Genomic DNA, 14,521 nt, shown 5'->3' with positions numbered 1-14,521 from the left:
ATCGTAATAGATGGCAACTAAATTGCTTGAAGTTAATAATCTGAAAACCTACTTTAAGACAGAGGATGGTGTTGTTCCTTCAGTCAACGGCGTTAGCTTCGCTGTGAGTTCGGGAGAAACATTGGCCATTGTTGGCGAATCCGGTTCCGGTAAAAGTGTAACCTCACTATCTATTATGGGACTGGTGGCTGCGCCAGGGAAAGTGATAGGAGGAGAGATTAAGTTCGATGGACGGGACTTACTCAAGTTATCCAAGGGAGAAATGCGCAAATATCGGGGTAATGAGATTTCTATGATTTTTCAGGAGCCGATGAGCTCGCTTAATCCGGTATTTACTATTGGAAATCAGATTAGTGAAGTCATTCGACAGCATCAGAAACTGAGTAAAAAAGAAGCCAGACAAAAGAGCATTGAAATGCTAGAGCGGGTAGGAATTCCGGGAGCAACTAAAGTGGTAGGATACTATCCCCATCAGTTGTCTGGAGGGATGCGCCAAAGAGTTATGATTGCTATGGCATTGGCCTGCCAGCCTAAGCTACTGATTGCAGATGAGCCAACGACCGCATTGGATGTTACGATTCAGGCGCAGATACTCAAATTAATCAGCCAGCTGAGTAAGGAAGAGAACACTGGAATTATTCTCATTACCCACGACTTGGGTGTAGTTGCGGAAATGGCCGATCGGGTGGTCGTGATGTACGCAGGTGAAATCGTCGAGGAAACGAGCGTATTTAATTTATTCGAGAATCCGGGGCATCCCTATACGATCGGGTTGCTTGGGTCACTCCCTAAACTTACGGAACAAAGGGACAAGCTTGATTCCATTCCAGGCAATGTACCCAATATGATGAATATGCCGAGCGGATGTCCCTTTCATCCGCGTTGCCGATATGCAGAGAAGCAATGTACAAAAGTACACCCGGATATGCGGTTGAAGGAAGAAGGACATTATGTCAGATGTTTGCGGATGGAGGAGGTATCACTATGAATCAGTCTGCACAAGATACACCACTTCTCGAAGTGAACGGACTTAAGAAGTATTATCCGATGAATAAGGGATGGTTCTCCAAGACGAGCGGTTATGTACGGGCTGTTGATGGAGTCAGCTTTAAGGTAATGCCTGGCGAGACACTAGGTATCGTTGGAGAATCAGGATGCGGCAAATCAACAATGGGGCAGATGATCACACAACTGCTGGAGCCAACCGAGGGCGAGATATTATTTCAGGGACAAAACTTGGCTGATTTAACGGAAGTAGAAATTCGAAAAGTGAGACGGGATTTGCAGTTTGTCTTTCAAGATCCGTATTCCTCGTTGAATCCGAGAATGAAGGCGTTTGATATCGTTGCCGAACCTCTCCAAGTGCATGGGATTGCCAAAGGTAAAGAGCTTAAAACGGAAGTCTTCCGTCTATTGGAAACAGTAGGGTTAGGCGCTCATTTAGCGAACCGTCATCCGCATGAATTCAGTGGTGGACAGCGGCAACGGATCGGCATTGCAAGAGCGCTTGCGATGAAGCCGAAGCTTATTATTTGTGATGAGCCTGTTTCAGCACTAGATGTGTCGATACAGGCTCAGATTCTAAATCTGCTTAAAGAACTTCAGCAGCAGTTCCAGCTAACTTATATCTTTATCGCTCACGGTCTGCCTTCCGTCAAGCATATCAGTGATCGTATCGCGGTGATGTATTTGGGGAAGATCGTGGAACTCGCGGATCGTGATGAATTATTCTCCAGACCACATCATCCCTATACGGAAGCGCTGCTTGAAGCTGTGCCCGTGCCTGATCCGAGGTTGCGCAAAGAGCGAACTCCGTTGACTGGGGAGATCCCCAACCCGGCAAACCCGCCATCGGGTTGCTCTTTTCATACGCGTTGTCCGTACGTACAGGACATCTGTCGCCAGAAGGCCCCATCGCTCGAAGAGCATACGCCTGGTCATGTTTCTGCATGTCATTTTCCATTGCATAAACAGGCTACTAACTAGAATAAGTGCATCATCAAAGTTTGAATCGATGACGAAAGGGGGAAATAAAAGAATGAACAAACGACCGATTATGCCGGACGATTTATACGGATATCAGTGGATTAGCGACCCCACGATTAGCCCGGACGGAACGATTGCTTACGTCAATAAATCCATTGCAAGGCAAAAGAATGACTATCAAACGCATATCCGTGTTGTATCGCTTCATGATAGCGGAGATAAGCAATTAACGGATGGGAATAAAGATTCTGCACCGGCTTGGTCTCCCGACGGATCGCAACTCGCCTTTCTACGCATAGTAGACGGAAGCAAGCAGTTGTGGACTATTTCGGCTGAAGGCGGAGAAGGACAGCGACGTACTGGAGTGAAACGGGGAGTAGGAGCATTCGTCTGGTCGCCAGACGGGAGATATATCGCATTCACTAGTAGGGTCAGCATGGATGAAGGACAGGAAGCGATGACACTTGATGAATCTCGCAAGCAGTCTAGTGAGCAACCCCGCATTTTCAATCGTACGACTCCGAAGGCTGAAGGTTCGGGGTGGTGGGACGGCCTGTTCAGCCATTTATTTGTTGTGAGGCTTGAGAATGATCAGGTGACTCAAATCACATCCGGCCCTTGGAATGCTTCGTATCCTGTTTGGGCATCAGACAGTAAACAGATTTCATTTGTGGCCAAACGTGTGGAAGATGACAGACTGGATGCGGATCTAATCTTGTTCTCGGATATTTATACGATAGATTGCAGTGGCAACAATCTGGTGAAACATACAGATTCTAGTCTTACGATCAGCCAATTCTCGTACTCCCCAGACGGTAAATCATGGACTCTGATAGGTAGCGACCGTGCTTATGGCAGTGGCAGCCAGAACCAACTGTATACCATGCAGATCATAGGTGGGACACCGGAACTGTTATCTCCCGAATTGGACATGCAGATTGGTAATTTTGCCTTAAGCGATATGAAATCATTTACCCCCTCACCATCGCCATTGTATGACCAAGCCAACGTAGTACAAGGAATGTATGTGCTCGGGACGTTGAACGGTAGTGTCCATGTGTATCGATTCGCGGCAGACGGCGCTTATCAAGTGGTGACCCAAGGTAGCGATAGAGATGTCTATCAGTACACGTTATCCGCAGACGGTCGGTATCTGGTGATTGCTGCGATAGAGAGTGATCGGCCCGGAGAACTGTATCGGATTGACTTGGAGACAGGTGATGAGAAACGACTCACAGGACGTAACGACGAGTACATCAGTTCCCTTCAAATTAACTTACCGGAATCGTTATGGTTCAAGTCCTCGGATGGATTGGATATTCAGGGTTGGATCATCAAGCCGGCTGGGCTTGTACCCGGAAATCAGGTTCCTTTGATTTTACAAATTCATGGGGGACCGCATGCGATGTATACAGGCACGTACAGCCATGAGATGCAGACTCTTGTTGCCGAGGGGTATGCCATACTGATGATAAATCCTCGTGGAAGCTTCGGTTATGGCCAGGGGTTTGCCAAAGCGTGTCGTGGAGATTTCGGTGGAGGAGACTACCGGGAGTTGCTGGAGGCTGTAGATGTTGCACTCAGCAAATTTAACTTTATAGACGAAACCCGACTTGGGGTGGCTGGGGGTAGCTATGGTGGTCTGATGACCAACTGGATCATTACTCAAACGGACAGATTCCGCGCTGCAGTTACACAGCGATGCATCTCCAACTGGCTATCTTTCTATGGTCTGAGTGACATCGGTATATCCTATACGGAGGGAATCGTGGGCGCTAACCCGTGGGAGGATCCAGAACTACTGTGGTCCAAGTCACCGCTTGCGCATGCGCATAACATCGAAACTCCGTTGCTGATTCTACACGGTGAGGAGGATTTTCGCTGCCCTGTCGGACAAGCTGATGAGTTATATACAGCACTTAAACGACTGGGTAAAAGAACATGTCTCATTCGCTACCCCGGTTCTAACCATTCTTTGTTAAAGAGCGGTAAACCATCGCTTCGTGTGGATAGTTTTGAACAAGTGATCACCTGGTTTAACCAATACTTGAGTAAAGGGGAAGATCCAAGTGAGTAAAGTTCAGCTTTCGATTCCTGTAGCTCTTTTGATAGAGAATTTATTAACGAGTGGAGAAAAGAACGATATCATTATGGATTGTATGAATAATCGAGATTTTACTCCTTTACTCGAAAAGGTAAAAGACAAGACGATGAATTTTGAAGAACGCCTTGAAACAGCAGAAGAGATCGGAGACGAATGGGAAGAAGCTATACGTAGCGGGTATGAATTTAAGTTTCTTCACATTAATGCTCTCAAACGGCTGCTGGACTTTCGCTTTGATAAAATAGTGAACCAAGATTATGAGCAGGATGGGATCTCATTGAGAAGACTATACCTTGATCCGATAGAAATAGACGTACTTCGCTCCCTTATTGGTAGACAGTGGCGTGTGATCGAGGAGTCCGTAGAGCTTAACAGTCCACAAATAGAGGTCAGAATAGAGCTTAAATACCGTGATTAGTCAAATGCTATTGGGTTCACTGTTGTTACGAAAAGAAGAATCAATCGGTGAGCATCTAAATAATGCCCGACACGTTTGATTCCTTTTTATAATTGTTATGAAAGAGAGTTTGGTTATCGATCTAAATTTCTTTTATTAATTTGGCTACGATGTCGGATTACCGTTTGTAACGGTTACCCCATTAAACCTTTAATTCCCCCAATAAGAGGAATAATGGATCTAATCGTACTGTAGCCCATTCGCATAACAGGCCAAGATCTCTGTATCATACTTAGGAAGCCCAACCCTCCGAAACCTGTATTCCCAGTACTTGTAGCACCCGTAGCTCCACCCCCCATATTTCCAAAGAGTAAGCCGAATAATGGGAGCAATCCGGATACGGTTGCTTTCTGCGAACGAGAGGGAGGCTTTCTTTTCGATTTGCTATTTCTTCGTTGTGTAGAGAGGACTAGACCTTCCTTTTCAAACCCGGTTATCCATCCCACATACGAACGTCCATCATGTAACGTAACACGCACAGGTCGAGCCTTGAGCTGTTTTGCTCGCTTACGGATTTTTGTTGAATTTGCCATTCTCGGATCACCTCGTTGTTCTACTTAGTTTATATTACTCAGTACATCATGTGCTGCCTGTGCGGTTAACCATAAATGTGAAAAGATCTTCGTTGCATTCGTGAAACGTAAATGATGTTAATTGCAGACTTCATCTAACCTCCGACTCGGTATGACATCTAATAGCGTCCCGCCGCGCAAATCGTGGAGACTTATATTATACGTGTGACCTTTTTGTATGTTTTTTATGTCAAGAACAGACTTGGATGTTGGGCCTAAATAGTATGTAATGGTTACATGGTGAAACAATAAAAGACTCGAAAAGATAGTCTTATGACTAAAGTTTCGAGTCTTTTCATTTGTCGTCTCTAATAAACAGGTGTTATAAGACATGATGCTCTTGTGTTTCATCGGTGAGAGGACGGCGCCTAAGCGCCCCTCCACGTGATGGCTAGAATTATAGGTTCCAGATACGGTATAGGATGACAGCCGCTTCAGCTCGGGTGAGCGTATCATTCGGCGCAAGATTACCGTTCTTACCATTTATAACTCCAGATTTCACTAGACTTGCAACACTGTCTTTCGCGTAACTAGAAATACTATCTGCGTCAGGATAATTGCTTAAGCTTACGCTGGATCCGACTTGTTTGCCGGATGCCTCGAGCACACGTGCTGTCAGCACCATCATATCTTGACGGGTGATCTTGCTGTGTGGATTGAAGCTATTATCTCCAGATCCAAGAGCGATTCCCAGTTCCTTCGCGATGACTAGCTCATTATAATAATAAGCGGTAGGTTTGACATCGCTGAACATCGTTTCATTTTCCCCTGCACCTTGCAATTCAAGCGCTCTTACAAGGAGGGCAATAAAGTCTGCTCTATTGATGGAATCTGATGGAGAGAAGCTGTTCGCAGACGTCCCCTTGATGACATCACGTGCTGCCATTGCGTCAATGGATTGCTTCGCCCATGTTACGTTATTCAAGTCTCCGAAGGTTTTAACGACGGAGGCCACAGCATAGGTACTGAAGTGTGTAGTTTGGAATACAACTGTTCCTGTAGCTGCATCGTAACGAGAATTCGTGATCGTTGTTACCTTGCCGTTGTCAGCAATGTACCAAACGACAATTGAATCCAAATTTCTGAGCTCTTCTGTTGATGGAGTGTAAGGAATAGAAATCGTTATTGGTGCCTTCTGGTTGTTCCAGGTGATGATTTTGTCACCGTCTATCACGTTCAGATCTAGTACCGGACGGTTACCGATCTGTTCGCGAGTATCTGCATCAAAATGTTCTGCAGACGATTTAGTTATGCGAATGGATATCTCTTTAGAATTTACTGTCACATTGGACAACATATTGCTTGGAATTTGAATCGTTCCATATTCTGTCTTGAACGAAAGCACGAAGTTTTCCTGACCTTTCAAGCTTTGAGTAGGCAATTGAACTTCATACGATTTCGCGTTTGCTTGCTTGGGCAATTCGATTACGATTTGTTTCTTGCCATTTGTTGCAGGAGTAGATTGCTTAAGTGCCTTCTTCAGATTTTCATCAGAAATTGTAGCTATTACTCTACCGCCCTCGTTCCTCACTTCAGGCTTCATTGTAACAATGCCGTCTTTGTGCTCAACGTTTCCAGGCAATGGTTTAGGTGCTTCGATAATCACGTTACCACCAGTTTCACCGCCATCGCCGTTACCGCCAGTGCCACCGCCATCGCCGTTACCGCCAGTGTCACCGCCGTCGCCGACTAAGGTAAGCACACCATATACGGATGTGTCCATATATCCAGTACCGGTTGTATCGTTCCATGAGGCTACACCTTGACGGGCGCCATCTTTTGCGTCATTAATTTGAACGTCAAAGCCAAGTTTCATGTCTTTCTCTGGCGTTATATGGTGAAGTGGTATCTTCACTTCAACCGTGTAGTTTGTTCCAGAAACGATAGTTCTCGATTCGAAACCATCTGCGATGCTTGTCGGATTGAATGAAGTCTCGTTGTCAAAGTTTATTCTGTACTGTCCATCGTCAGCTTGATAGAACGATGACTTCTCATTGTTCTGGTCTAAGAAGATTTCGACGGAATCTTGTTCATGTGCGGCTGTGCTTGTTTTGTCAAGCTGAGTGTCTAGAACCTGGATTAACACATATAGGTTTTCATTATCCCAGAGAGCTTTCGCCGTTCCATGTGCTCCTTGCCAAGCAGTTTGGAAGTGATTAATCGGTATTTCAGCAGCCCCGCTCCAGACGGCGTCTATAGTACCGTCGATTACAGGTGTAGCAAAGTTAGCGGTTGATTGTTTGGCATCTACCAACTCCACATCATGCTCTGTCATAAATTTAACCGGATTAATTACCCCGTAATAAGCTGGCTTAGCTTGAAGGTCCTTATCAAACAACAATGGATTGTTTGCGGCTCTCCAACTCGTAGCGTCATTCACTCCCCATAATGTCACACGTGCAATATCAGCGGCGTGCTCCTTATAGAGATCAAACAATTGTGCGTATAAATAGCCCTGACCATTTGCAAGTTTCTCGGAGAGCTGAGAATTGCTTCCGGCTTGAATATCAAGCTCAGTTATACTAACTTCTACGCCTAAGGAAATAAATTTCTCCAGAGATAATCTAACATTATCGGGATTCGTGTTTATATTATAGTGTGCCTGCATACCGACGCCATCGATAAGGAGTTTACCCTCATTGGCTGCTGCATATCTATCATTGATTTCTTTAACCATGCTGTAAATGGCTTGAGCTTTATTTTGATTATCTTCGTTATAATCGTTGTAATAAAGCTTGATATCCCAGCCTTTCTCATCCAACACTTCTCTTGCCGCTAAGAACGACTGCTCTACGTAGTCTGATCCAATGGCAGTAGCCCAAGGGGATTGGCGTAGCGCGCCTTTCCAATTCGTCGGGTTAGACGGGTTATCGTTCATCGCCTCGTTGACTACGTCCCAGGAAATCACCTTGTCGCCATAGTGTTCCATAACTGTTTTGATATGAGTTCTCAGATTGGCGAGAGCCTCATCTCGTTCCAGGGGAATTCCATCTGCTGTCGTATTCAGCCACGTTGGTGACTGTTGATGCCATACTAGCACGTGCCCATGCAACTTCAGTCCTGCTGCCAGAACTTTATCAACAAGTGCATCCGCACTTTCAGGGGTAAATGTTTTATCTGCAGAATACATCTGATCTGGTTTCATTGCATTTTCTGCTGTAACGACATTGTGATGCATCTTGAGAAGCTCAAGTCTAACGCCTTCCATATCTGCAGAAGATACCGCGTTTCCGATTAGGAAATCGTCTTGATAAGCATCTTTTATTGGAGTTAGATCTTTCTCAATAGCGATCGGGCCGGAGCCTGTTTTCACAAAGCTGATATCATCGATATAGAAAGATGCTGTTGCGTTAGAACTTTCCACATAGATGGTCAAATATTCTTCGGGTACACTTGTATAACGGTAGGTTCCTACAAACTGGACCCAGCCGTCTTCGGTTGTGATTGTTTGTTTCATAAGATTATTATAACTTGCGCTTGTACTACCAACCTGAGTTGACAGCTGGAGCGATGTGCTATCTGGATCAATAAGTTTGACCCAGGCTGAAATTTTATATTCAGATCCCTTATCAACATATTCCTGCACTCTCAATGACGGACCATGCCAAGTATCTTGTCTACCCGCTACTTTCAAAGAGTATGAACCGTCGGCAGTATGGTTTTCTTCATTTGTAATGGTCAGAGTTTCAGTGCCTTTTCTACCTTCAAAGCCACCTGTTTCCTCATCCTCAAAGGTAATGGTAGTAAATTCTTTAGCTGGGTCTCTATCGTCCTCGACCGGTGGGGTCTGACCACCTGAAGCTACCATCTCAGTGATCAGTACATCTCCAATGTAGAACGGAACAGATTTTCCATCTTCGTTGGATTGAACGCGTAACTTTGTATCTTTGCTAGCATCAACGGTAAACTCTTTAGTTAAAGTAAGAGCTTCTCCGGCTACATAATCTTTGTTTGCCAGAAGACCATAGCTTCCGATAGTTTGAAGATACGCTTGTGCGCCCATAGGCACTTCCACACCTTCGTCAACATAAACGGAAACGGTAACCGTGTATTTTTTACCATCTTCCAGACCTGTGTCGCTAAAATTGAAATCAACGGCATCATGACCTTGCGTTCTATTGTTTACATATAAAGCAGCACCATCAGCATTACCGGTAAAAACTTTGCCAGTGACAGACTCCAACGTAGGACTGCCTGATTGCGTAGCAACAGCTCCTTGACCATCCGCAAAAGTTTCGTGATAAACTACTTTTTCTGTTGGTACTTCTTTTTTAGCCGTAATCAGTATATCTCCAATATAGAATGGAACAGTTGCCCCATCCCCGCTAGATTGAACGCGTAACTGCGTATCCTTGCTGGTATCAACGGTAAACTCTTTGGTTAAAGTAAGAGCTTCTCCGGGTACATAATCTTTGTTTGCTAGAAGATCATAGCTTCCGATAGTTTGAAGATACGCTTGAACATCTCCCGTAGGTAGAGTTGTATCTTCGTCAACAAATATGGAAACGGTTGCCTTATAGGTTTTGTCGTCTTCTAGATCTATGTCGCTGTAAAGAAAATCAACTGCATCCCAATTGTTCACTCTGTCGCTTACATATAAAGCCGCACCGTCATCATTCCCGGCAAAAACTTTATCTTTGACCAACGTCAGGGTAGCGTTACCTGATTTTTTAGCCAAACCTTGACTATCAGCAAAGGTTTCGTGATAAACGACATCTTGTTCTACCGGTGTTCCTGGTTCTTCTACCGGTGCCGGTCCGCCAATCCAACCAGCGATATCGCTTAGGGTAGTGCTCATCTGAATGTAATGACGACCCATGGCATGATCACGAGCATTCGGGTAGCCTACTTTAAAGGAATACTTAATGCCGTTGGCTGCAGCTGCGGCTTGAACATCCGCATTATAATCGCCATACGGGTAAGCCAAAAGAATAGGATCTTTGCCCGTAATGGTTTTAATAAAAGTGTTAGCCTCAGCTATTTCGACTGAAGCTTCTGCCTTAGTTATATTGCTCCAAAATTTCTGCTTGATTGTTGCTGATGGATCTACAAATTCTGTATGGGTTGCAGTATGATTCTGAAGGCTGATATTAGGAAGTGCTGCAACCGCTTGCAAATCAGCTTTAGACATACTAAATCCGGCACCAATCCAGTCACTAACAACGAATTGAACTGCTTTCATGCTGTGCGTATTCAATATCGGCACTGTATTAGTAAGAAAGTCAGGTGTAGCATCATCAAATGTTAGTAGAATCGGTTTTTCTGGTGCTGTAGCAGTACCGTCCATGATCGCAACATATTGTTCTGCAGTTAACGTATTGTAACCGTTTTCAACAAGATATTGCATATGCTTCTTGAAATTGTCTACACTTGTATCGGTCCACTCATTACTCGGATTAGGTAGCACCCGATGGTACAGAAGAACTGGGATATCCGGTGATGCAACTTGAGCTTTCAGTGAGATTATGCCTGAAGGGATAATCAAAGCAGCTGCGATTACTATAGAGATGATCTTTTTGAACTTGTTACTCATTTCTTGAACCTCCTATAGGAAAATTTTGAAAAGATTAAGCGCTTTCAATTCACTGGAATATTTGCCCTCCTGAAGGTTAATTGTAATGCGTGTCGAAAGGCCATTCTACTAGAAGAACTAAAGAATTTACTGTAATAATTAAAGATTAAGCTGAAATTAATTAGTAACTCAACTTTCGAACCTAGAAAATCGATCTAATCCCTGGAGCCAGTAAGAATAAGTCCAATGTCGGCATGACTCCTTAAGATTATAGATCGCTTAGTTGAGCGTTGTAATGATAAAGAGTATGTACGACGGCTTGCTTGATTTGGGTAAATATAAGCGTGATATGTGCATAGAACCCCGAAGGATAAAGTGGTAATTTGAAGGTGACCCATCTTATATACCTATTAATTAGGTAACTGGGGCTGAGAAAGTTACAATCAGGATCAAATTGAGGGGAAGGGTTGAAACCTATGACTGAACACAAAGGTGCTTTTCTTACGGGACAATATCGTAATTTATTGAAGGAATATGGATTTGATGAGCAGGAGATTGATGCACGACTGGCTGATACATGGTGGAAGTTGTTTGAAGGTGGCGAAGATACACGTATTTATTATCCGAGCGGTGAAGATATGGGCTATATGCTCGATACGGGTAATCTCGATGTTCGCAGTGAAGGTATGTCCTACGGGATGATGATGGCTGTTCAGCTTGACCGCAAAGACGTATTCGATCGATTGTGGAAATGGACGATGAGTTATATGTATATGGAGTCTGGTGAGAATGCTGGATATTTCGCCTGGTCTTGTAACACCGATGGTTCGCGGTTGGCGAACGGGCCCGCCCCAGACGGTGAGGAATTTTTCGCAATGGCGCTGTTCTTCGCATCCCACCGCTGGGGAGATGGAAATGCTCCATTCAATTACGGCACACAGGCGCGCGATTTACTTCGCACTTGTCTTCACAAAGGTGAGGATGGCATTGGCCATCCAATGTGGGATCCACAGAACAAGCTGATCAAGTTCATACCGAACTGTGACTATTCCGATCCATCCTATCATCTACCCCATTTCTATGAGTTGTTCGCACTTTGGGCTTACCCGGAAGATCGCCCATTCTGGATAGAGGCGGTCGCTGCTAGCCGTGCGTATCTGACAATTTCTTGCCATCCCGTTACAGGGCTAGCGCCAGAATATGCTTATTATGATGGAACGCCGAATAATGAAAGGGGCTATGGGCACTTCTTCAGTGATTCCTATCGAGTTGCCGCTAACATCGGTTTGGACTTTGAATGGTTTGGAGCGGATGAATGGGCATGCGAGGCAGCGAACAAGATCCAGACGTTTTTTGCAGACAAGTTGCCCGAAGACTACCGTAGATATACCGTAGCGGGTGAATCCTTTGAAGAGAAAGCATTGCATCCCGTCGGTCTACTGTCTACGAATGCTATGGCATCACTTGCCGCAACGGGACCTCATGCACGCGCGAGCGTCGATCTGTTCTGGGATACACCAGTGAGAACTGGTACTAAGAGATATTACGACAACTGCCTCTATCTGTTTACGATGCTGGCGTTGAGTGGGAATTATCGTATTTGGTTTCCGGAATCATAATATTGTTATTAATGTAAAGAGGACGATATTCCGAAGTCATTTGACTATTTGGAAGATCGTCCTTTTTTCTTGTCATAGTATTAGGTTCAGGAAGAAGACTTGTTGCGTGTCGTGGAGCTGAGGTCATGGATCTGCTCTTCCAGGACCGTACTTGCTTTGCCTAGAAACTGTGTAATGAGTTCAAGCTCTACTTCCGTATAGGAGGAAGCCAGTGTAATCATTGCAGCGTGAAGCGAATGGTACGCATTGCTGACCTCTTCTTTATGTTCATACAAAGGGACAATAATGACTTTACGACGGTCATTGGGATCGTTTTGTCTGCGAACAAAACCGTTCTTTTCAAGACGGTCAATTAATGAGGTAACGCTGCCAGTTGCAAGACCCGTTAGTTTGGATAGCTCACCAGCGGTGATGGGACCTTTCTCGTGCAGGATATCTACGGATAAAAAGTCATTATTGTATAACCCTAGTGATGCGGCTATATGTTGCTGGTACAGTACTGTTCGAGTTCCTAGGCCACGCATACGTAAAGTGAGATTCTCTTGAGAATCTGTTGGTTGATCTTGTCGATCGCTTGACACAAGACAACACTCCTTTTATGATATATATCTAGATGATCGAGATGCTTTTTATGGGAGACACTTGATAATCGAGCAATAACTTGAACTCAGTTTATCAAAGTCGTTAATAATTTGTAAAGGTGGTTTATGTATGGAGGTTACGAAGAGCAATATAAAGTTAGTTGTGACAGGATTATTGCTTGCGATTTTTATGTCAGCGATTGACAATACCATTGTTGCAACTGCAATGGGAACGATTGTATCCAAACTCGGAGGAATGGATAAATTCGTCTGGGTTACGTCCGCTTATATGGTTACAACGATGGCAGGTATGCCGATATTCGGCAAGTTGTCTGATATGTACGGCAGAAAGAGATTTTTTATTTTTGGTTTATTAGTGTTTCTGCTAGGTTCGATACTGTGCGGATTTGCGCTATCTATTGAACAACTTGCTATTTATCGGGCAATTCAGGGGATTGGTGCTGGAGCGCTAATGCCGATCGCCTTTACCATTGTATTTGATATTTTCCCACCAGAGAGACGCGGAAAAATGGTCGGTCTTCTAGGCGCGGTATTCGGTGTGGCAAGTGTTGTTGGCCCACTTCTAGGCGCCTATATTACAGACTATTTTGGCTGGAAATGGGTATTTTATATTAATGTACCGATCGGTATTGTTTCGTTTCTACTAATCATGAAGAACTATAAGGAATCCCCGGTTCGTACGAAGCAGAAGATCGACTGGTGGGGAGCGACGACCCTTGTCATCGCGGTCATCAGCCTGATGTTTGCACTGGAGCTGGGCGGTACACAGCTCGCTTGGAACTCGACACCGATTATTTCGTTGTTTGTCAGTTTTGCGGTCTTCTTTATTGTGTTCTTTTTCGTGGAACTGCGGGCAGAAGAACCAATACTGCCATTCTTTCTGTTCAAACGACGTTTATTTGCATCCTCACAAATTTTAGCGTTCTTATATGGCGGAACCTTTATTAGCTTGGTTGTCTTTATTCCTATTTATGTACAGGCCGTATATGGAGCCTCAGCAACCAATGCGGGGCTCGTGCTCATGCCCATGATGCTGGGCTCCGTTGCGGGAAGCGCTTCTGGTGGTATTTTCACAACGAGAACAAGCTATCGTAACCTAATGGTCATTTCCGTAATTTCCTATTTCACGGGTATGTTCCTGCTCAGCACGCTTACTCCTGATTCGGCTCAGAGTCTTCTTACGTTGTTTATGATTATCGTAGGTTTCGGTATGGGCTTCTCGTTCTCGTTACTACCGACGGCATCCCTGCATAATCTGGAGGCTCGATATCGTGGTACGGCGAACTCAACGAATGCGTTTCTTCGTACACTGGGGATGACGATCGGGATTACAATCTTTGGAACGATTCAGAACAAGATGTTTACTACTGAACTGAGCGAAGGTTTTAAAGATATGGGTGGAAATGCGGATGCTGTCATGGCTAATATGGGCGATATCAGACAGATTTTTCAACCGAGTGTACGTGCGGAAATTCCGAATGAGATTCTTGGAATAATAGTTAATGCCATGTCCAAGTCGATCACACATGTGTATCTGCTTGCACTGATTCCTATCGGCATTGCGTTCATCTTCGTCTTCCTGATGGGGAATTCACGGGTTACTATTGCACCGAAGGAAGATAGCACAGAGGCCTAATTGTAATAGCTGTTGATGATGAGGGGGGATTGT

At 44.6% G+C, this 14,521-nt stretch carries 9 protein-coding genes; 6 read left to right on the top strand and 3 right to left on the bottom strand.

Features of this window, described 5'->3' with window-relative positions; genetic code table 11:
• The first annotated feature begins 10 nt into the window (after positions 1-10).
• Genes ACP8HI_RS21245 through ACP8HI_RS21230 form a run of 4 tightly spaced genes read left to right on the top strand, consistent with a single transcriptional unit; the run spans position 11 to position 4,508 of the window.
• Entirely contained in the window at positions 11-988 is a 978-nt protein-coding gene (locus tag ACP8HI_RS21245; RefSeq protein WP_438348140.1) for an ABC transporter ATP-binding protein, read from the top strand.
• Positions 985-1,986, top strand: a complete 1,002-nt coding sequence (locus tag ACP8HI_RS21240; RefSeq protein ID WP_438348139.1) for an ABC transporter ATP-binding protein — start codon at positions 985-987, stop codon at positions 1,984-1,986. The genes ACP8HI_RS21245 and ACP8HI_RS21240 overlap by 4 nt, the downstream gene beginning before the upstream one ends.
• A gap of 52 nt (positions 1,987-2,038) precedes the next feature.
• The gene (locus ACP8HI_RS21235; protein ID WP_438348138.1) at positions 2,039-4,063 is read left to right on the top strand and encodes a S9 family peptidase; all 2,025 of its coding nucleotides are present in this window, start codon (positions 2,039-2,041) and stop codon (positions 4,061-4,063) included.
• On the top strand, positions 4,056-4,508 hold the full coding sequence (locus ACP8HI_RS21230) for a hypothetical protein (protein ID WP_438348137.1): 453 nt from the start codon (positions 4,056-4,058) through the stop codon (positions 4,506-4,508). The genes ACP8HI_RS21235 and ACP8HI_RS21230 overlap by 8 nt, the downstream gene beginning before the upstream one ends.
• A 173-nt stretch (positions 4,509-4,681) precedes the next feature.
• Here the strand turns inward: ACP8HI_RS21230 and ACP8HI_RS21225 are convergent, their stop codons facing one another.
• Positions 4,682-5,080 carry a hypothetical protein gene (locus ACP8HI_RS21225; protein WP_438348136.1) on the bottom strand — a complete coding sequence of 133 codons (399 nt, stop codon included), beginning with the start codon at positions 5,078-5,080 and terminating at the stop codon, positions 4,682-4,684.
• A 436-nt stretch (positions 5,081-5,516) separates the two neighbouring features.
• Entirely contained in the window at positions 5,517-10,652 is a 5,136-nt protein-coding gene (locus ACP8HI_RS21220) for an endo-1,4-beta-xylanase (protein ID WP_438348135.1), read from the bottom strand.
• 455 nt (positions 10,653-11,107) lie between these two features.
• Between ACP8HI_RS21220 and ACP8HI_RS21215 the strand changes: the two genes are divergently transcribed.
• On the top strand, positions 11,108-12,250 hold the full coding sequence (locus ACP8HI_RS21215; RefSeq protein WP_438348134.1) for a glycosyl hydrolase family 8: 1,143 nt from the start codon (positions 11,108-11,110) through the stop codon (positions 12,248-12,250).
• An 86-nt stretch (positions 12,251-12,336) separates the two neighbouring features.
• Here the strand turns inward: ACP8HI_RS21215 and ACP8HI_RS21210 are convergent, their stop codons facing one another.
• Positions 12,337-12,774 (bottom strand): MarR family winged helix-turn-helix transcriptional regulator, encoded by a 438-nt coding sequence (locus tag ACP8HI_RS21210; RefSeq protein WP_438351932.1) that lies wholly within the window; start codon positions 12,772-12,774, stop codon positions 12,337-12,339.
• A gap of 187 nt (positions 12,775-12,961) precedes the next feature.
• Between ACP8HI_RS21210 and ACP8HI_RS21205 the strand changes: the two genes are divergently transcribed.
• Positions 12,962-14,488, top strand: coding sequence for an MDR family MFS transporter (locus tag ACP8HI_RS21205; RefSeq protein ID WP_438348133.1), 1,527 nt, complete (start codon positions 12,962-12,964; stop codon positions 14,486-14,488).
• The last annotated feature ends 33 nt before the right edge of the window (positions 14,489-14,521 follow it).

The organism is Paenibacillus sp. FA6 (assembly GCF_051550225.1).
GTDB lineage: Bacteria > Bacillota > Bacilli > Paenibacillales > Paenibacillaceae > Paenibacillus_AQ.
This window is presented reverse-complemented; position numbering and strand designations above follow the sequence as displayed.